Genomic DNA, 18,152 nt, shown 5'->3' on the forward strand with positions numbered 1-18,152 from the left:
GGGGGCGAAAATCAAGGCAACGGCGTCAGTCCTGATCGCCCATCCCGTAGCGTTTGAGCTTGAGGTAGAGGGTCTTTTTGCTGATCCCGAGGGCTTCCGCGGTGCGCGCACGGTTGTTCTTGAACGCCTGGAGGGTGCTCTCGATGTGCCGGCGCTCGAGGTCATCGAGCGTGACCGGCGGGGCCGTGACGGCTGCCTGTGCGGGCACCGGTGTACCGGGGCCTGACGGGCGGTCGCCGCGCTGGAAGTACATCGCGAGGTCGTGCTCTTCGATCACGTCGCCCGAGGAAAGCAGGATCGCTCCCTCGATCACATGTTCGAGCTCGCGGACGTTTCCCGGCCAGGTGTGCATCTGCAGCAGTTCGAGGGCACCCGGCGAGAGGCGCTTCACGCTCTTGGATTTCGCCTTGCGCTCGAGGAAGTACGAGGCCAGGATCGGGATATCCTCCGGCCTGTCGCGGAGCGAGGGCATGCGGAGCGAGACGACATTGAGCCGGTACAGCAGGTCCTCACGGAATCGCCCGGCCGCGACCTCGTCCCGGAGGTCCTTGTTCGAGGCGCTCACCACACGGACATCGACGGTGAGCAGGTTCGTCCCGCCGACGCGGCGGAATTCGCCGGTTTCCAGGAAGCGGAGGAGCTTCGGTTGGATGGCAGGGCTGATGTCGCCGACCTCGTCAAGGAAGAGCGTCCCGCCGTTCGCAACCTCCACGAGTCCCTGCTTGGTCTGGAAGGCATTCGTGAAGGCACCCTTTTCGTGCCCGAAGAGCTCGCTCTCGAGCAGCGCGTCCGGGATCGAGGCGCAGTTCACGGCGACGAACGGTCGGTTGTTCCGTGTGCTGCGGCGGTGGATGAGCCCGGCGATGAGTTCCTTCCCCGTGCCGCTCGCCCCCTGGATGAGAACAAAGGATTCGCTTTCGGCGAAGCGGGTGGCACTCTCCACGAGCTTCAGGAACGGCGGACTCTGTCCGATGAGTTCATTGGTACCGGCCTTGCGCGTGAGCTCACTGCGCATGAGCTTGTTGTCGATCGACAACGCGCGGCGTTCCAGGGCGCGGTGAATGGTATTGAAGATCTCCTCGATGTCGTTCGGCTTCGCCAGGAAGTCGTAGGCGCCGAGCTTGATCGTCTGGATCGCGGTCTTGATATCCGCGTAGTTGGTGAGGATGATGACCTGGGTGGAGGGAGAATATTCCTGAACGAACTTCAGGACCTCGATGCCCGAGACACGTGGCATCCGGACATCGAGGAGGATGACATCGTAGATCTTCCCCTGGATACGGTTGATAGCCTCTCCCCCGTCGGCCGCGCAATCAACGGCGAACTCCTCCGCTTCCGAAAGCTCACTTTCCAGAAGGGTACGGAGGGAGACCTCATCATCAACGACAAGTAGGTTGTACTTCTTAGCCATGGTCCCGCCACGTTCACACGCGACGCCGTGGGAGGTGATGGCCCTTATTCATTCAGCACACGTTCGATCGTCGTCAGGAGATCGACAAGATCGTACGGTTTGCTGACGAAATCGTCCGCCCCCAGTTTCTTGGATTCAATAGCGTTCTTGAGGTCCGCAAACCCGGTCAGCATGACGACCTTGGTCGGTGACCGACGCTCTTTGATATGTTTGAGCACATCGAACCCGTTCACCCGCGGCATCTTGATATCCAACAGCACGAGATCGAAGTTGGACTTGTCGATCTCCACGATGGCTTCATCTCCATCCGAAGCGGTGCGGACATCATACCCCTCATTCGTGAGTTCGCTGCTCAGAACGCTCCGGAGTGCTTCTTCATCATCTACAACTAGAACCGAGCTCTTTTTTGCCATCTGGCGGATCTCCCGCTGGTTTGGTAAGGTCGGCCATGCCCACCGCGTTAAGAGAACGCAGGCGGGTAAACTTGACCGCTTTCATGGGGATAATAGACAAAGAACAACAGAAAATCAACCAAAAAAGGGGCGTTGCAATTCTCCTCCCGGTATGCTATACTTGGTCAGAACTATGCCAGCAGAGACCGTTCACCTGACCCCCCCCATCCAGCTTCTGTTCATCGATGACGATGCGGGATACATGGCGGTTGCACGCCACCTCCTGTCCAAGTATCAGGGCCGCCGGTTCCTGACCATCTGGAAGCAGAGCCCCAGCACGGGACTGTCCTTCCTGGAGACCCACCCACCGCTCGACATGATCGTGGTCGATTATTACCTGCCGGAGATGAACGGGCTCGAGCTTGCCCGCGAGATCAGGGCGAGGAATATCGATACTCCTATCATTTTCCTCACCTCGAACAGGGATTTCCGGCTCGCAATCGAGGTGATGAAATTCGGGGTGGAAGACTACCTCATCAAGGACGAGGCCGTGGATTCGGTCCTCCCCCGGTCCATCATCAATATCCTGGAACGGGTCCTCCTGAAGCAGAGGATCGCCGCGCAGGCGAAAACCGACCTGATCGCAAGGAAACGGACCGACGCCATCCACGAACTGGTCGTCACCGTGTGCCACGAATTCAACAATCCGCTGGCGGCGATCAAGATCAGCACCGACATCCTCCTCCGGCAGGAGTTATCGGAGGATGACAAGAAACTGGTCACGGCCATCGATGATCAGATCAGTGAGGTCGAGCGGGAGATCTCCCGGCTTCGCGACCTGAACTTCGAAAAGATCGATTTTGCGAAGCTCTAGCCCGGCTTGCATCTGGCCGGATCTCTTCGTATATTAGAAGTCCTAGTACAGCGTTTGGACGCTGAGACGACCCAGAGAAAGCGCCATCTACCGATCACACGTGAAGCGTACACTTCATAGCGACCTGAAACTCCTGCAAAGCGCAGCCCGTCCTAACAAATCCGACTTTCCCGCCCAACGGCGGGTTTCTTTTTTTTCAATGGGGGGGGCAACATGCTGCGGGTAAGTGACGTTGCCCGGCTCCTGGAGACCTGGGCGCCGCGGTCGCTTGCGTGGGAGCGCGATAACGTCGGGCTCCAGGTCGGCGACCCCGGGGCTCCCGTTAGACGGATCCTCGTTACCCTGGATGTCACCGATGCAGTTGCCGCAGAAGCCACCCGCCGCCACGTTGACCTGATCGTTGCTCACCATCCCCCACTGTATCGCCCCCTTCGCAGCCTGGATACCAGCACTCCGAACGGCCGCGTGATCGCGACGCTCGTCCAACATTCGTGCGCGCTGTACGCAGCCCACACGAATCTGGACGCTGCCCGGGGAGGCACGAGCCATGCACTGGCGGAGACGCTCGGGTTGACCGGCATCGTTCCGCTGGCAGAGCGCCGTGGTGCAGGACGCAGGATCGTCACGTTCGTCCCGGAGGAAGCGGCAAATGACGTTGCCGCCGCCATGGCTTCTGCCGGCGGAGGCATCGTCGGCAACTATGGCCATTGCTCGTTCCGGAGCCGCGGCACCGGGACGTTCAAGGGGAATGATCGTTCCTCACCGGCCATCGGGCGCAAAGGGGTCCTCGAACGTGTGAGTGAGATACGCCTCGAGATGCCGGTGGAGGATGATCTCCTTCCGGCGGTCGTTGCGGCACTCCGCCACAGCCATCCCTATGAAGAAGTGGCATACGACATCTATCCTCTCGAGAGCACCCGTTCCACGACAGGGATGGGTGCCCGCGGGCGATTGCCCCGGCCCATGACGGCCGCGGCGTTCCTCCGTCACGTGAAGAAGCAGCTCAAGGCACCCGGCCTGCGCACTGCCGGCGCGCCGCGCTCACGCGTGAGCACGGTTGCGGTCTGTGGCGGTGCCGGCGGGGATATGCTCGGGCAGGCGATCGCCAGCGGAGCCGATGCGTTCGTCACGTCCGATCTGAACTATCATGCCTTCCTCGACGGGGCGGGGTCGATCCTCCTCGTGGACGCCGGGCACTATGAGACCGAATTTCCTGTGGTTGGAGCCATCGAACGTTTCCTCCGCTCGTCACTGGGCGGGGATCATCCGGACGTGAGCGTCACGGCATCGCGCATCCGGACGTCACCCATTGTCTACGTGTAGCACATTCTCATGAGGAGTACGCAGTGAAAAACAAACTCGAATATCTGTTTGCTCTACAGCTCATTGACACCGATCTTGACTCGCTCCAGGAGCAGAAGGGCGACCTTCCCTTCGAGGTCGAAGCACTGGAGAATGAACTTGCCGCCATGCGCGCACGGCAGGCCGCGGCCGAACAGGCGATGCGCCAGTCGTTCAGTAAGCGCGACAACGCCGACAGCGAGATCGTCACCCTGAGAGAGAAACTCGACAAGTACAAGGGGCAGCAGTTCGCCGTCCGCTCCAACCGCGAGTACGATGCATTGACGCGCGAAATGGATGCGGCGACCGAGGCGGTGGCACGGCTCGAGAAGGAGATGACCCAGTGGGAGATCCAGGCAACGACCGCCCGCACCGAGAGCGAAGAACTGAAGGAAAAGGTGGAAGTGATCGAGAAGCAGCTTGCCGAAAAAGCAGCTGCGCTCGCGGAAGTGTCGAAGCTGACCGAAGACGAAGAATTGCAGCACAAGCATGAGCGTGAGAAGGCCCTTGCCCGGATCTCGAAGGCGGACTTCGCCGCGTACGAACGCATCCGCAAGGCCAAGAAAGGCATGGCGGTCGTCCCCGTGCAGAAAGGCGCCTGCGGCGGGTGCTACAACCGTCTGCCCCCCCAGAAGCTCCTCGAGTTGCGGACGAACGAGAAGATGTACACGTGTGAACGGTGCGGACGCATCATCGTTTCGGACGAGGTCGTCGAGATCGTGAAGCTGTCGAAGAAGGCGAAATGACGCTGTTCGCCGCGACGGACGGCGCATCGCGAGGGAACCCCGGTGACAGCGGCATCGGCGTGATCGTGCGCGACGCCGGGGGGAACGTGGTCCTGACCATCTCCGCCTACCTCGGGAAGGCCACGAACAACATGGCGGAGTACACCGCACTGATCACCCTGCTCCGGCGGATGGCCACGGTGCCCTGTACGCGGTTGGAAGTGCAGGCCGACAGTGAGCTGATGGTGCGGCAGGTGAACGGCATCTACAAGGTGAAGGATGCCAGGCTCCAGCGCTATTGCGCTGAGGTGCAGCGGCTGCGCAAAGCAGCCCCCTATGAATTTGTATTACGGTACGTCCCCCGCGAGCAGAACAAGGATGCAGATGCGCTCGCGAACCGGGGGATCGAATCGAGAGAACCCCTCCCGGCTGAGGAGAGGGCTTTGCTTCTCTCGGGCGGATTGTGTTAATTTACTATATATATAATAGACGAACAATTCACGATTGCAGGTCGGGCAGCCGCGTTCCGCCTCCGGGCGGGATGAGGAAAGTCCGAACTCCATAGAGCAGGGTGCCCCGCGTATAGCGGGGGGCCCGCCCGTGTAAACGGGCGGGAACGGAGAGTGTCACAGAGAACATACCGCCCCACGGGTCGGCCGCCTGTCCGGGGCCCGGGCCGCGAGGTAAGGGTGAAAAGGCGAGGTAAGAGCTCACCGCCCCGGGAGTGATCCCGGGGGCACGACAAACCCCCCCGGAGCAAGGCCAAATATGGGAGAAGAAGCTGCTCGCTTCGCGTTCCGCCTACGGCGGGATCGAACTCTCGGGTAGGCCGCACGAGCGTCGGAGCAATCCGCCGCCCAGAGAAATGGCTGCCTCCTCCGTTCGCAAGGACGGAGAAGACAGAATTCGGCTTACAGACCTGCAACCATGTTTTCGCGTTTGCCGCGTTGGCGGCCAGCGCGGACGCATGGCCAATGGAAGTGGAGTTCCTTGTGCGGACAACCGTAAGGGAGCACCGGTGGATACTCGCAGATCCTCCGGATGCAGGGCTTGTGGCCTCCCTGGCCCGGGACATTAATGTCCCGGATTCCATAGCCAAGATCCTGATCTATCGCGGGATCGACGACTACGACAAGGCGAAGGCATATTTCCGCCCCGATCTCGCCCTGCTGCACGACCCGTTCATCCTGGATGGCATGGCAACGGCGGTCGACCGCGTGCTGCGCGGCATCGAGGCCGGCGAATCTTTCACCGTCTTCGGCGATTACGACGTGGACGGCACCAACGGTGCCGCGATGCTATACCTCTTCCTCCAGCAACTGGGCGCAACGGTCCAATTCTACGTGCCCGACCGCATCAGGGAAGGGTATGGCATCTCCCATTCCGGGATCGACTTCGCCCTCGAGCATGGCGTGAATGTTTTCATCGCCATCGACTGCGGCATCACGGCGGTCGAGCAGGTATCGTATGCGAACGAACGCGGCCTCGACGTCATCATCTGCGACCACCACGAGGCCGGATCCGTCCTCCCGGATGCCATCGCAGTCCTGGATCCGATCAAGCCCGGCGACCCCTACCCTTTCAAATCACTGAGCGGATGCGGCGTCGGACTCAAGTTCATCCAGGGTATCGCCCGCAAGATCGGGAAAGAGGAGATGATCCGGGATTACCTGGATTTCGTCACCCTCGCCAGCACGGCGGACATCGTCCCGCTTGTGGGAGAGAACCGGATCCTCGTCAAACTCGGTCTGCAGGCGATCAACACCGCGCCACGCCCGGGGATCAAAGCGCTCATCGACAGTGCGGGGCTGAAGACCGGGCATATCACCACAGGACAGATCGTCTTCGCCCTCGCGCCGCGCATCAACGCCGCGGGGCGGCTCGGCGATGCAACGCGTGCCGTCCGACTCCTCACGAGCACCACACCTGAGGAAGCACGCGGGCTCGCCCAGGTCCTCGAAGAAGAGAACCGCAACAGGCGAAAGATCGATGAAGACACCTTCGCCGATGCCCAGCAACTCGTGGAGAACTGCTTCGATGTTGAAGCCGATCCGGCGATCGTCCTCCACCAGGAACACTGGCATCCGGGCGTCGTAGGCATCGTCGCTTCCCGCATGGTCGAACGGTACTACAAGCCATCCATCATGATGGCGACCGTGGACGGCGTGGCCAAGGGTTCGGCCCGCAGCGTGTCCGGGTTCGACATCTATGAAGCATTGAAGCGTTGCGAGGATAAGATCCTCCAGTTCGGTGGACACAAGTACGCCGCCGGGCTCACGGTGGACCTGGAGCGCCTGGAAGAGTTCCAGACGGCATTCAAGGCCGCGGTAAAGGACCTGATGAGCGAGGAGCTGAAGACCCCGGAGATCCGTATCGACATGGAGCTGGCGCTGACGGACATCACGCCGCGCTTCATCAAGATCCTCCGCGAGTTCGCACCCTTCGGCCCGCAGAACACACGGCCGACATTCCTGACGCGAAACCTCGAGGTGGCCGGTACACCACGCATCGTCGGGCGCAATCACCTGCGGTTCCGCGTGCGGCAGAACGGCGTCAGTTTCGATGCCATCGGTTTTGGACTCGGCGAGATGCTGCAGCGGGTGCCCGTCGGACGGAGGGACCTCGACTGCGTGTATACCGTTGAGGAGAACGAGTGGACATCCCCGGGGGCCAGCAGGCCGGCCGACCCGGTACCCCAGCTGAAAATCAAAGACCTACGATAAGGAGCACACCATGTCAGGCCATTCAAAATGGGCGACGATCAAGAGGAAAAAAGCGGCCACGGATTCCGCCCGCGGTAATCTGTTCACCCGCCTGATCAAGGAGATCACGATCGCCGCCCGCAACGGCGGAGGCGATCCGAATGGGAACCCCCGCCTGCGGCTGGCGATCCAGACCGCGAAGGCCGCCAACATGCCTGCCGACAATATCAAGCGGGGGATCCAGAAGGGCACGGGGGAACTCCCGGGCGTGTCCTATGAAGAGATCACGTACGAAGGATACGGCGCCGCTGGCGTGGCGATCCTCGTGGAGGTCGTCACCGACAATGCCAATCGTGCCGTGTCCGAGATCCGCCACGCGTTCTCGCGCAACAACGGCAACCTCGGACAGGCCGGCAGCGTCGCATGGATGTTCCAGAAGAAGGGCAGCATCCTCGTTGCCGCAAGCCAGAAGACCCCGCTGTCCGAGGACGATCTTCTCTCGATCATTCTCGAGGCAGGCGCGGATGACATGCAGGCCGAGACCGACGGCACCTTCAGCATCGTAACGTCTCCCCAGGCATTCGAACCGGTGAAGAAGGCGCTCGAGGACAAGGGCATCGCCGTCGAGTCCGCTTCCCTGCAGATGGTCCCGGGGAACACGGTCAAGGTCACCGGCAAGGACGCCGAGAACGTGATGAAGCTGATGAACACGCTCGAAGAGCACGACGACGTGCAGAACGTGTACTCGAACTTCGACATCGACGACAAGGAACTTGCCTCGTTCAATAGCTGACAGGCGGGCTCCGGACGGGGGAGGAACGATCGTTCTCGGGATCGATCCCGGAACGCTCATCACCGGGTACGGTGTGGTCGCCGCTTCCGGGTCGTCATTCCAACTTCTTGCCTCCGGAACGATACTCAACCGCCGGGACACCCCCCTCCCGGCGCGATTGGGTGCCATCTACACGGGCCTGCTCGGGATCATTGCGCGGCATCATCCCCACGAGGTCGCGATCGAAACCGCGTTCTATGGCAAGAACGCACAATCCGCACTCAAACTTGGACAGGCGCGCGGGGTCAGCATCCTGGCCGCCGTGCTCCACGATCTGCCCCTGGCCGAGTATGCGCCCCGCGAGATCAAGAAGGCAGTGACCGGCAATGGCAATGCATCCAAGGATCAGGTGCAATATATGGTGCGGGCGATGCTTCATCCCCGTCCCGCTTCCATGAAACTCGACGCGTCCGATGCCATTGCCACAGCGATCTGTCATCTGAGCCGGAAGCCCTCTGCGGCGAGCCGGCACACCGATTGGAAAGCATACATCGCAGCACACCCGGAGCGCGTCCGCCGATGATCTCATTCCTGAAAGGTACCCTGGCCTCGAAGTCCCCCACCGAAGCCAGCATCGATGTCGGTGGGGTCGGATACGGTGTGAGCATCCCACTTTCCACGTTCGAGAAACTCGGTGCGCCCGGGTCCGCCGTCACGCTCCTCACCCATCTCCATGTCCGTGAAGATGCACTCCAGCTCTACGGATTCGCGACCGAAGATGAACGGACACTCTTCCGCCTGCTCGTCTCGGTGAACGGCATCGGACCCCGGATGGGTCTTGGCATCCTCTCGGGCATCCCTGCCGGCGACCTCCGTTCGCATATCGCATCCGGGAACACGGGCGCGTTAACGGCCATCCCCGGGATCGGGCGAAAGCTCGCAGAACGGCTCGTCCTGGAGCTCCGGGAGAAGATCGGCCGTGCAGAACACTCGGGGGCCTTTACGACACCCGGGGATGCCCGGAGTTCGGTCCACGGTGAGGCCATTCTCGCTCTCACATCGCTCGGGTATTCTCGTCCGGTCGCTGAGAAGGCCGTGCGTGCGGCCTCAGGCGAGCCAGGAGCGGCAGATGGAACCCTTGAAGGGCTGCTCAAGGCCGCCTTGCGGCATGCGGCAGGCTGATGGGGCCTCACGGGCGCGCCACGCGTTGATATTCTCCCCTCATTGCAGTACCTTACGAGTTGCCACCAGCGTACTTTTCTCCCTCGTTTTCGGACACAGTGAAGCGGAAATCGGATACAACCAATCCTGAGCCGGCGGAAACCGACCGCGAACTCGATCAGGCCCTCCGGCCTCTCTCGTTCGCCGATTTCCACGGACAGCAGAAGATCGTCGATAACCTCCGCGTGTTCATTGCCGCGGCAAGGAAACGCCGGGAGCCGTTGGATCATGTCCTTTTGACCGGTCCCCCGGGCCTTGGCAAGACCACACTGGCCCATATCATCGCCAATGAGATGGGAGCAGGATTGAAGAGTACATCCGGGCCGGTCCTCGACAAGCCCGGCGATCTGGCCGGATTGCTGACGAATCTGGTGGAAGGCGAGGTCCTGTTCATCGACGAGATCCACCGTTTGAATCCGGTCGTTGAAGAATATTTATACTCGGCGATGGAGGATTACCGGCTGGATATCATGATCGATGCCGGGCCGAACGCACGGAGCATTCAGCTGTCGCTCCCGCGCTTCACATTGATCGGGGCAACGACACGGGCAGGACTTCTGACGGCGCCGCTCCGTGCACGATTCGGGGTGAGCAACCGGTTGGACTATTACACCGGGGAGACGCTGTTCACGATCATCCAGCGGTCGGCGCGACTCCTGGACGTCAAGATCGACCGCGAAGGCGCTGAAGAGATATCGCACAGATCGCGCGGGACACCGCGCATCGCGAACCGGCTCCTGCGCCGGTGCAGAGATTTCGCGCAGGCCGATCCTGCGCTTGCCCATCATCAGGGGACGATCTCCCGCGCGGTCGCGGACCATTCCCTGCGGGCATTGGAGGTGGATGAGCACGGCCTGGATGACATGGACAAGCGCATCCTGCTGTGCATCCTTGAGAAATACGAGGGCGGGCCGGTCGGGCTGAACACCCTCGCTGTCGCCGTCGGCGAGGAGCCCGGCACCATTGAAGAAGTGTATGAGCCGTATCTGATCCAGGAAGGGTTCGTGAAGCGTACCCCCCGCGGCCGGGAAGCAACGTCATTGGCGTACAAACATTTCGGCCTCAAACGGCGGGGCGGCCAGCAGTCGGCCCTCTTTTCCTGAAGGCAGGAGACCATGGATACTGATCTGCAGTCGATCCAGGAAGTGCGCGACGCGCTGCACGCGGCCCATGAGGCGCAGCTGCAGTTCCGCTCCTTTACGCAGGAGCAGGTGGACCGCATCTGCGCAGCGATGGCTGCCGCAGGAGCTGCGGAGGCTGCACGCCTCGGCAGAATGGCGACAGAGGAGACGGGGTTCGGGAAGCCTGAGGACAAGGAGAAGAAGAATCTCTTTGCCACCCAGCGCGTGTGGGAATCCATCGCGGCATTGAAGACCGTAGGAGTGATCCACGAGGATCGCGAGCGAAAGCTTATCCACATCGCCGAACCGATGGGGATCGTTGCGGCGCTGATCCCCTCGACCAATCCGACCTCGACCGTGATGTTCAAGGCGCTGATCTCGGTCAAAGCCCGCAATGCCATCATTGCCAGTCCGCACCCCAAAGCCATGCGCTGCACGCGCGAAGCGATGAACGTTCTGCGTGATGCCGCCGAACGCGCCGGGGCGCCCCGCGCGCTGATGGCCTGCCTGGGCGTGCCGACGCAGGAAGGCACCGCGGAGCTGATGCGCCACAAGCTGACATCGATCATTCTTGCCACCGGCAGCAATGCCATGGTGCGCGCCGCGTACAGTTCCGGCAGGCCAGCGTATGGCGTGGGCGCCGGCAACGTGCCGGCGTTCATCGAGCGGACGGCTGATACCGACAAGGCGGTTGCGGACATCCTCTCCGGAAAGCAATTCGACTATGGCGTGCTCTGCTCCACCGAATCCGCCCTGGTGTGCGATGCCCCGGTCAAGACGCAGGTCGTGGATGCCTGCCTCCGCCGCAATGCGCATTTCGTTGTGGGCGAGGATCTCGAGAAGCTCTCGCGCCTGATGTTCGACGCACGCGGTGCCCTCAACCCGGCGATGGTGGGGCGTTCCCCGCTGTTCATCGCCCGGGCGGCAGGGATCAGCGTCCCCGAGAACGTCTCGGTTCTCATCGCCGAACTCGAAGGCGTCGGGAAACCCTACCCCCTTTCGCGGGAGAAACTGTCGCCCGTCCTCTCGATGTATACCGTGGATGGATGGCGTGCTGCCTGCCACCGGTGCAATGAGCTCCTGGAATTCGGCGGCATCGGCCATACCTTGTCGATCCACTCGCGCGACAACGACATCATCATGAAGTTCGCGATGGAGAAGCCGGCATTCAGGATCCTGGTGAACACCCAGTCCGCACTCGGTGCTGTGGGCTACACCAATGGCCTTGATCCATCATTGACGCTCGGGCCCGGCACCTGGGGCGGTTCGATCATCTCCGAGAACGTGACCGCCCGGCATCTGATGAATGTGAAGAAACTGGCGTTTGAGACGCGGCCGATCAACCCTCCCGGATCCTCGTCTGCAGTGTCCACGCCCGAACACGGGAATCAGGCGCATGCGGTGACGAGCGACGGGATGATCTACGGTACGGCCCTCAGCGCTGAGGATGTGGACAGGCTTGCCCGGCAGTTCGCCCGGGAGCGGGGAATGTAAGAGAGAGGCTGGGATACGGGGACGTCGCCGCTGCTGTTCCTGGTACCTGCGGGGCGACGTGGGCGGGGGTCGACCAGGTCTGCAGTACCACGCACGACCGTGCGATCCCACCGTGACATGCATGGATGCATGCCGGTCCGCTGACCGGAGAACAAACGAACGTGTGACACCAACCAACCACTCATCCAGAAAGGATCCATCACTATGTCCATGATCAAGGAGTTCAAAGCATTCGCCATGCGCGGGAATGTGGCAGACATGGCCGTCGGTATCATCATCGGTGCCGCGTTCGGCAAGATCGTCTCCTCACTCGTGAGCGATGTCCTGATGCCCCCCATCGGCCTCATCGTCGGCGGCGTGGACTTCAGCGGACTGGGGATCACGCTGCGTGCGGCGACGGCCGATGCACCGGCCGTGATCATGAAGTACGGGGTGTTCGTGAACGCCATCATCGATTTCATCATCGTGGCATTCGCCATCTTCCTCCTGATCCGCGCACTCAACACGCTCAAAGAAGAAGGAAGAGGAAGCACCGGCAGCGCCTGCAGCACCCCCGAAGCAGGAGGTCCTGCTCGAAGAGATCCGCGATCTGCTGAAGGCCGGCAAGCGCTGATCGACCCTCGCTGCCCCTTTCAGGATACACCCAACACATGACAAAGGACAATACTCATGCGTAACCGTTCCATACAGATGCTTGCCGTGATCACACTCATCGTCGCTCTCGCCGTTCCGGGTGCTGCGCAGACCGATACCGCCAAAGGGCCGGTGTACGGCTGGACGCACTCCGTGATCGGTACGCTCACGGCGACCCAGGTAGCATTCACGGATTGGGCCCAGGGCGGTGAGAATGCCCTCGCCTGGGGCCTCGCGCTCGACGGCAAGAGTACGCTCGAGCAGCCGCATACCAGCTGGGCGAATTCCTATAAGTTCGGATTCGGCCAGACCCGCCTGGGCGATCAGGGGATCCGCAAAACGGACGACCGGATCGACCTGGAGAGCATGCTCACATACAAGATGTCGGAACATTGGAACCCGTATGCCGCGGCCACACTGAAAACCCAGTTCGCCCCGGGGTACAAGTATCCCTCCACCGGCCCTGAAGTGCAGGTCTCCCAGTTCTTCGACCCCGCCTTCATGACCCAGAGCGCGGGCGTGGTGTACCAGCCGGTCGCCGAGTTCAAGACCCGTTTCGGTCTCGGACTTCGTGAAGTGCTTTCCTCGAAGTTCGGCTACGCCGATGATCCCGAGACGCTGACGGAGATCGAGCACTCCAGCATCAATGGCGGCCTGGAATCCGTTTCCGAACTGACGCTGAAGCTCGACGAGCAGGTGTCATTCTCGTCCAAGCTGGAGCTCTTCTCCACGTTCAAGCATCTCGATCAGGTGATCCTGCGCAGCGACAATACCCTCGCCGCGAAGGTGAGCAAGTACATCACCGTCATGCTGAACGTTCAGCTCCTGAACGAGCGGGCGGTCAGCCCGCGTACCCAGATCAAAGAGACCCTCGCCATGGGTCTGAGCTACACGTTCCTTTGATCCAACCAGCTTCCTCCCCTCAAGGGGGTGTCCTAACGGACACCCCTTTTTTGTTTCATTTTGATACAGTTGTATCACAATGAGACACACCAATCCAGAGAAATGCCATTTCCAGGCCATTTTCACATTGTTTCGAATGGCACACGCCTTGCATTAATACAGACAAGAATTGATCAAGGAGAATGGAAATGAAAGATCTCGCATACACGCTGGCCTGGACATTCAAAGTGACATCGAAGTGGAGCATGGCGTTCGGCATGCTTCTGAGCGCTACCACGGTCTTCGGTGCGATCGCGCTTGCGGCAAAGGTTCTCCAGCATTCGAAGTTCTGATCCATTCTTCCCGTATCGGTACAGCTGCACGAGCTCAGAACCGGTGTCTGTCGTCCTATTGCCTCCCCCACTTCCGGGACGTGCGAGGTCCTTCGGAAGAGCAAGACAGACTCCCGGTTCTGATTTTTTGACACCCTCCGGCTTGTGATTCTCCCCCGCCTTTTCGATCTTACCCATCATGTCATCACACCGCATCTTCATCGTCGACGACGAGCCTCTTCTCCGGCAGTTGCTCGAACGCCATGTGACAGCGTCCTGGGGCCATACGGCCCGCACATTCCCCGATGCAGAGAGTTGCCTTGCCGCACTCGACGAGTCTCCCGACCTCATTCTCATGGACATCGGCCTGCCGGGGATCGGCGGTGTGGAAGCCTTGCGGCAGGTGCGAAAGGCCGATCCGGAACTTCCGGTGATCATGCTGTCGGCCCAGGAGAGCGTCGAGGTCGCCGTCAGCACGTGGAAGCTCGGCGCGCACGACTATCTCACCAAACCTCCCGACATCAGCCGGCTGGAAGCAAGTGTCCGCGCCGCATTGCACGTCCGATCACTGTCACGCGAGGTGATCCGGCTCCGGGAATCCGTCGCCGCGTCGGGCAACTTCGCGAACATCGTCACACACGACGGCAGGATGCAGGATGTGCTTGCCCACGTGCAGCGGGCAAGCGACAGTGATATCGCAGTGCTCATCCAAGGTGAAAGCGGCACGGGGAAAGAGCTCATCGCCCGGGCCCTGCATTTCAACGGCCGCCGCAAGGAAGGGCCCTTCGTCGTGGTGAATTGCGCTTCGATCCCCCGCGAGCTCCTCGAGAGTGAGATATTCGGGCACGAGAAAGGCGCGTTCACAGGAGCCATCGGCCGGAAGATCGGGAAGTTCGAACTCGCGCATACAGGGACGATCTTTCTTGACGAGATCGGAGAAATGGACATGGCGCTGCAGGCGAAGCTGCTGCGTGTGATCCAGCAGCGCGAATTCGACCGGGTCGGCGGCGCCGCAACGGTCCGTGTGGATGTCCGCATCGTGTCCGCGACCAACCGCGAACTCCGGCGCGCGGTACGCGAGAAGCAGTTCCGGGAGGATCTCTACTATCGCATCTCCTCCTTCCCCATCCACCTCCCGGCACTGCGCGAGCGCCGTTCGACGTCCTCCTCCTCGCCGAGCATTTCCTGAAGGCGCAGGCGACGAAACAGGAAAGACGGTATCCGCATTCTCCCGCTCCGCACTCCGCATGATCTACCAGTACCCCTGGCCCGGGAACATCCGTGAACTGGAGAATGCGATCGAACACGGCGTACTCCTGTCCGGGGGCGATGGTCACCGAGAATGATCTCCCCCGTGAGCCTGCGGTCGTTCGACAGGGGGAGCACCAGAGGACGACTCGCCCACCTCTTCGACGACACCGGTGCGATCGTCCCGCTTGAACGGCTTCGGGAGGAGGCGATCCGGCACGCCCTCAAGGTGACCGGCGGGAACATTCTCCACGCTGCCCGGCAACTCGGCGTCGGCCGTGCCACCTTCTACCGCCTCATGAAGAGATACGGGATTCCGGTCGACCGGTGAAATCGCACACCCCCTTCCCCGTTCCTTCTACGCCCGCCCGGTGAACACCGTCGCCCGGCAATTGCTCGGAAAGGTCCTCGTCCGCCGGTCGCGGCCATACGGTCATGTCCGGCATGATCGTCGAGGTCGAAGCATACAACGGCGCAGACGATCCTGCAAGCCATGCATTCCGGGGCCCGACCCAACGGAACCAGGTGATGTTCCTCGGGGGAGGGATCCTGTACGTGTACTTTACGTACGGGATGCACTTTTGTGCAAACGTCGTGACGGGGCGCGAGGGGAGTGGCAGCGCGGTGCTTCTGCGCGCTCTTGAACCGTGTGATGGCGTCTCTGCGATGGCAAGGCACCGTTCACGCCCTGCGTCGGAGAGGGCAACACTTCTCAGTGGCCCGGCAAAACTCTGCCAGGCCATGAAGATCGGGCGTGACGACAATGGGACGGACCTGTGTGGCGACCGGATCTGGATCGAAGACCGGGGCCTCACGGTTCCTTCGCGCAGTATCATCACATCGCCGCGTATCGGGATCACACGGGGAAAGAAAAGCCGTGGAGGTTCTGTGTGGAGGGGAGCCGGTTCCTGTCACGGCCTGCAGACGGCTCATAGTGCGTTGGGGAGGTACGTGACCGGTACGCCGGATACTTTGTAGGGGTGGTGCCTGATGGGTACGTCCGAAACCTTGTAGGGGCGGTGCATGCACCGCCCCCACGCCGAACGTCCTACTTCAACAGGACCAACTTCTTACCGGCAGAATAGCTTCCTGCCTCCATTCGATAGAGGTACACCCCACTCGCCAACCCCTCCGGGCTCCATTGCACCGCATGCGTGCCGGCTTCGATCTCGTCATCCACCAGCGTTGCCACCCGCTGCCCCAGGATGTCATAGATCGTCAACACCGCATGCGTGGCCACGGGCACCGCAAAGCGAATGGTCGTGGAAGGATTGAATGGATTCGGATAGTTCTGATCGAGGGAATACGTTCCCGGCACATCGCCCGCTGCACCGCCATCCTCCCCCACGGCGCTTACGCCACTTCCATACGCGACCATCATCCCCATGCGGATGTTCGCTGCAAGCCCCGTCCATGCCGACCCGTTCCAGACGCGCGACCTCGTCGCCGAGGTGACCGTATCCGTTCGCACGATGAGGGTGTCCGTCGCATTCGTCTGCGAGAGCACGATGAAGTAGTCCGTGCCGCCGGTCACGGACACGCCGGTGCCGAGCATCTGTACATAGTTGGGGGTCCCGGCGTTCAGCATCTGCAGGGGATGCTGTACCGTTGTTCCGAGTTTGGTACCCGGATTCCCGCCGCTGTTCGTGAAGACTTCACACCGGAGAGGCCCGTTCCCGATGATCGGCCGGTTGTTGATCGTTGTCGCATTGACCACCACAGCGGTGAGACGGCCCGTGACATCCGGCGTGAAACGTACCGCGAGCTTGCCGCTCCCGGTCAGGGCCAGCGTCGCATTGATGGTTGCGGCATCATAGGAAAAGGTCTTTCGCGTGATCGCCGCTCCCGGCGTATGCTGCCGGGCCAGCGCTTCGAGAAGATCCATCTTGCCATACCCCCACGTTGCATTCCACGTCGAGCCGGTGGATCCATCCACATCCGCGGTGGCGGTCAGCACGGCCCTGGCTTGGACAGCCGTCAGCGATGGCGAATGCTGCAGCAACAGCGCCGCCGCACCGGTCACGTGAGGCGCAGCCATGCTGGTCCCCTGCATCACCCAATGCTTCTGCCCTGGCACGATGTAGGCTGATTGGCCGGCGGTGTCAGCGGATGTGGAGAGCACGGAGATGATCCCCTGGCCCGGTGCCGCAAGATCCGGTTTCTCCCTGCCGTCACGTGTCGGCCCGATGCTGCTGAAACTTGAGATGTTCGAGGTCCGGTCCGTACCGCTGTACACCCGGTTCGACCCGGTATAGGCTGGCCAGCCCCAGCGGGTGACCCACGAAGCCACCGTGATCGCGCCGGCCGACGTACCCGGCATGCTCACGGTCTTCACATTGTCCCCTCCCACAACGGAGACAGCCGATCCGCCGACCGAACGAGACGAAAGCCATCCATCGTAGGACTGGGCCGACGCCGTGGTATTCGTGATGGACAGTGTCCAGGAACCGCGCGCCGGCGTTGCGGCGGTCGCATCATGCACCCAGCACTGCACATTGCGTTTGGTGTTGAGGGTGCTGATGTAATTCCAGAGCGTGATCGTTCCATCCGTTGTTACCGGGCTGTCCCCGGTTTCGCCGGCCGCCCGCATGAACTCCACGCCGGTCGGTGATGTCACGGTTGCTGTCACCGCCGTGTTCGAGCCCATCCAGAGATCGAAGAAGAACTCATCATTGCCGGTCCCCGCCGTCGGCGTGTACGTTGGCACCGTGAAGGTGAAGGTCACGGTTGCGCCACCGGCGAGGCTCCCGCCCACATGGATGCTCCCGTTCCCATCATTGCCTGCGGACACCACGACGATCCGCCCCGGGGTGGCAACAAAGGAGTTCATCGCCGTCTCGTAGGTGCGTGTGCCGTCGTGCGGTCCGTAGTGGCCACCGATGCTGTAGTTGATGACCACGGGCTTTCCAAGCGCCGAGGCCTTGTTATGGACGTAGGTCATCCCATCGATCATGCGCGACTCTGAGAAGGAGTTGTTCCCGCCCTTGATGAAGATGATATCCGC

At 61.5% G+C, this 18,152-nt stretch carries 17 protein-coding genes, 1 other RNA gene and 2 pseudogenes; 17 read left to right on the forward strand and 3 right to left on the reverse strand.

Annotation, left to right across the window (positions count from 1 at the left end; all coding sequences use genetic code 11):
* Positions 1-25: 25 nt before the first annotated feature.
* Positions 26-1,411, reverse strand: coding sequence for a sigma-54-dependent Fis family transcriptional regulator (locus tag IPI01_10240; GenBank protein MBK7258165.1), 1,386 nt, complete (start codon positions 1,409-1,411; stop codon positions 26-28).
* Positions 1,412-1,455: 44 nt separating this feature from the next.
* Complete coding sequence (locus IPI01_10245; GenBank protein ID MBK7258166.1) at positions 1,456-1,824, reverse strand: response regulator; 369 nt, start codon at positions 1,822-1,824, stop codon at positions 1,456-1,458.
* Positions 1,825-1,996: 172 nt separating this feature from the next.
* Here IPI01_10245 and IPI01_10250 point away from each other — a divergent pair, with 172 nt between their 5' ends.
* The 17 genes and pseudogenes from IPI01_10250 (at position 1,997) to IPI01_10330 (ending at position 16,083) form a co-directional block, all read left to right on the forward strand.
* Complete coding sequence (locus IPI01_10250; GenBank protein ID MBK7258167.1) at positions 1,997-2,677, forward strand: response regulator; 681 nt, start codon at positions 1,997-1,999, stop codon at positions 2,675-2,677.
* 213 nt (positions 2,678-2,890) lie between these two features.
* On the forward strand, positions 2,891-4,000 hold the full coding sequence (locus IPI01_10255) for a Nif3-like dinuclear metal center hexameric protein (protein MBK7258168.1): 1,110 nt from the start codon (positions 2,891-2,893) through the stop codon (positions 3,998-4,000).
* Between the two features lie 23 nt (positions 4,001-4,023).
* Complete coding sequence (locus IPI01_10260) at positions 4,024-4,764, forward strand: hypothetical protein (protein ID MBK7258169.1); 741 nt, start codon at positions 4,024-4,026, stop codon at positions 4,762-4,764.
* Positions 4,761-5,213: a ribonuclease HI family protein gene (locus tag IPI01_10265; GenBank protein MBK7258170.1), complete on the forward strand. Its 453-nt coding sequence runs from the start codon at positions 4,761-4,763 to the stop codon at positions 5,211-5,213. Before IPI01_10260 ends, IPI01_10265 begins: the two co-directional genes overlap by 4 nt.
* A gap of 33 nt (positions 5,214-5,246) precedes the next feature.
* Positions 5,247-5,673, forward strand: an RNA gene (rnpB, locus tag IPI01_10270) — RNase P RNA component class A.
* Positions 5,674-5,717: 44 nt separating this feature from the next.
* Positions 5,718-7,466, forward strand: a complete 1,749-nt coding sequence (gene recJ, locus IPI01_10275; GenBank protein MBK7258171.1) for a single-stranded-DNA-specific exonuclease RecJ — start codon at positions 5,718-5,720, stop codon at positions 7,464-7,466.
* 10 nt (positions 7,467-7,476) lie between these two features.
* Complete coding sequence (locus IPI01_10280; protein MBK7258172.1) at positions 7,477-8,238, forward strand: YebC/PmpR family DNA-binding transcriptional regulator; 762 nt, start codon at positions 7,477-7,479, stop codon at positions 8,236-8,238.
* Positions 8,219-8,800 carry a crossover junction endodeoxyribonuclease RuvC gene (ruvC, locus tag IPI01_10285; protein MBK7258173.1) on the forward strand — a complete coding sequence of 194 codons (582 nt, stop codon included), beginning with the start codon at positions 8,219-8,221 and terminating at the stop codon, positions 8,798-8,800. The genes IPI01_10280 and ruvC overlap by 20 nt, the downstream gene beginning before the upstream one ends.
* On the forward strand, positions 8,797-9,399 hold the full coding sequence (ruvA, locus tag IPI01_10290) for a Holliday junction branch migration protein RuvA (GenBank protein ID MBK7258174.1): 603 nt from the start codon (positions 8,797-8,799) through the stop codon (positions 9,397-9,399). Before ruvC ends, ruvA begins: the two co-directional genes overlap by 4 nt.
* Positions 9,400-9,497: 98 nt before the next feature.
* On the forward strand, positions 9,498-10,541 hold the full coding sequence (gene ruvB, locus IPI01_10295) for a Holliday junction branch migration DNA helicase RuvB (GenBank protein MBK7258175.1): 1,044 nt from the start codon (positions 9,498-9,500) through the stop codon (positions 10,539-10,541).
* Between the two features lie 12 nt (positions 10,542-10,553).
* Positions 10,554-12,053: an aldehyde dehydrogenase family protein gene (locus IPI01_10300; protein ID MBK7258176.1), complete on the forward strand. Its 1,500-nt coding sequence runs from the start codon at positions 10,554-10,556 to the stop codon at positions 12,051-12,053.
* A gap of 210 nt (positions 12,054-12,263) precedes the next feature.
* Positions 12,264-12,666, forward strand: a pseudogene (mscL, locus tag IPI01_10305) (large-conductance mechanosensitive channel protein MscL).
* 56 nt (positions 12,667-12,722) lie between these two features.
* Positions 12,723-13,589, forward strand: a complete 867-nt coding sequence (locus tag IPI01_10310) for a DUF3078 domain-containing protein (protein ID MBK7258177.1) — start codon at positions 12,723-12,725, stop codon at positions 13,587-13,589.
* 188 nt (positions 13,590-13,777) lie between these two features.
* Positions 13,778-13,921: a hypothetical protein gene (locus IPI01_10315; GenBank protein ID MBK7258178.1), complete on the forward strand. Its 144-nt coding sequence runs from the start codon at positions 13,778-13,780 to the stop codon at positions 13,919-13,921.
* Between the two features lie 178 nt (positions 13,922-14,099).
* Positions 14,100-15,089 carry a sigma-54-dependent Fis family transcriptional regulator gene (locus IPI01_10320; protein ID MBK7258179.1) on the forward strand — a complete coding sequence of 330 codons (990 nt, stop codon included), beginning with the start codon at positions 14,100-14,102 and terminating at the stop codon, positions 15,087-15,089.
* Between the two features lie 153 nt (positions 15,090-15,242).
* Positions 15,243-15,479, forward strand: a complete 237-nt coding sequence (locus tag IPI01_10325) for a helix-turn-helix domain-containing protein (protein ID MBK7258180.1) — start codon at positions 15,243-15,245, stop codon at positions 15,477-15,479.
* 1 nt (position 15,480) lies between these two features.
* Positions 15,481-16,083 (forward strand): annotated as a pseudogene (locus IPI01_10330) (DNA-3-methyladenine glycosylase).
* 113 nt (positions 16,084-16,196) lie between these two features.
* Here the strand turns inward: IPI01_10330 and IPI01_10335 are convergent.
* The coding region (locus IPI01_10335) for a S8 family peptidase (GenBank protein ID MBK7258181.1) at positions 16,197-18,152 on the reverse strand (1,956 nt) is incomplete at its 5' end.

This window comes from Ignavibacteriota bacterium, assembly GCA_016707525.1.
Taxonomy (GTDB): Bacteria; Bacteroidota; Ignavibacteria; order UBA10030; family UBA6906; genus JAGDMK01.

Bases quoted from the DNA above. Each gene is read 5' to 3' on its own strand.
- IPI01_10240 (MBK7258165.1), bottom strand. From the start codon at position 1,411: ATGGCTAAGAAGTACAACCTACTTGTCGTTGATGATGAGGTCTCCCTC.
- IPI01_10245 (MBK7258166.1), bottom strand. From the start codon at position 1,824: ATGGCAAAAAAGAGCTCGGTTCTAGTTGTAGATGATGAAGAAGCACTC.
- IPI01_10250 (MBK7258167.1), top strand. From the start codon at position 1,997: ATGCCAGCAGAGACCGTTCACCTGACCCCCCCCATCCAGCTTCTGTTC.
- IPI01_10255 (MBK7258168.1), top strand. From the start codon at position 2,891: ATGCTGCGGGTAAGTGACGTTGCCCGGCTCCTGGAGACCTGGGCGCCG.
- IPI01_10265 (MBK7258170.1), top strand. From the start codon at position 4,761: ATGACGCTGTTCGCCGCGACGGACGGCGCATCGCGAGGGAACCCCGGT.
- recJ (MBK7258171.1), top strand. From the start codon at position 5,718: ATGGAAGTGGAGTTCCTTGTGCGGACAACCGTAAGGGAGCACCGGTGG.
- IPI01_10280 (MBK7258172.1), top strand. From the start codon at position 7,477: ATGTCAGGCCATTCAAAATGGGCGACGATCAAGAGGAAAAAAGCGGCC.
- ruvA (MBK7258174.1), top strand. From the start codon at position 8,797: ATGATCTCATTCCTGAAAGGTACCCTGGCCTCGAAGTCCCCCACCGAA.
- IPI01_10300 (MBK7258176.1), top strand. From the start codon at position 10,554: ATGGATACTGATCTGCAGTCGATCCAGGAAGTGCGCGACGCGCTGCAC.
- IPI01_10310 (MBK7258177.1), top strand. From the start codon at position 12,723: ATGCGTAACCGTTCCATACAGATGCTTGCCGTGATCACACTCATCGTC.
- IPI01_10315 (MBK7258178.1), top strand. From the start codon at position 13,778: ATGAAAGATCTCGCATACACGCTGGCCTGGACATTCAAAGTGACATCG.
- IPI01_10320 (MBK7258179.1), top strand. From the start codon at position 14,100: ATGTCATCACACCGCATCTTCATCGTCGACGACGAGCCTCTTCTCCGG.
- IPI01_10325 (MBK7258180.1), top strand. From the start codon at position 15,243: ATGATCTCCCCCGTGAGCCTGCGGTCGTTCGACAGGGGGAGCACCAGA.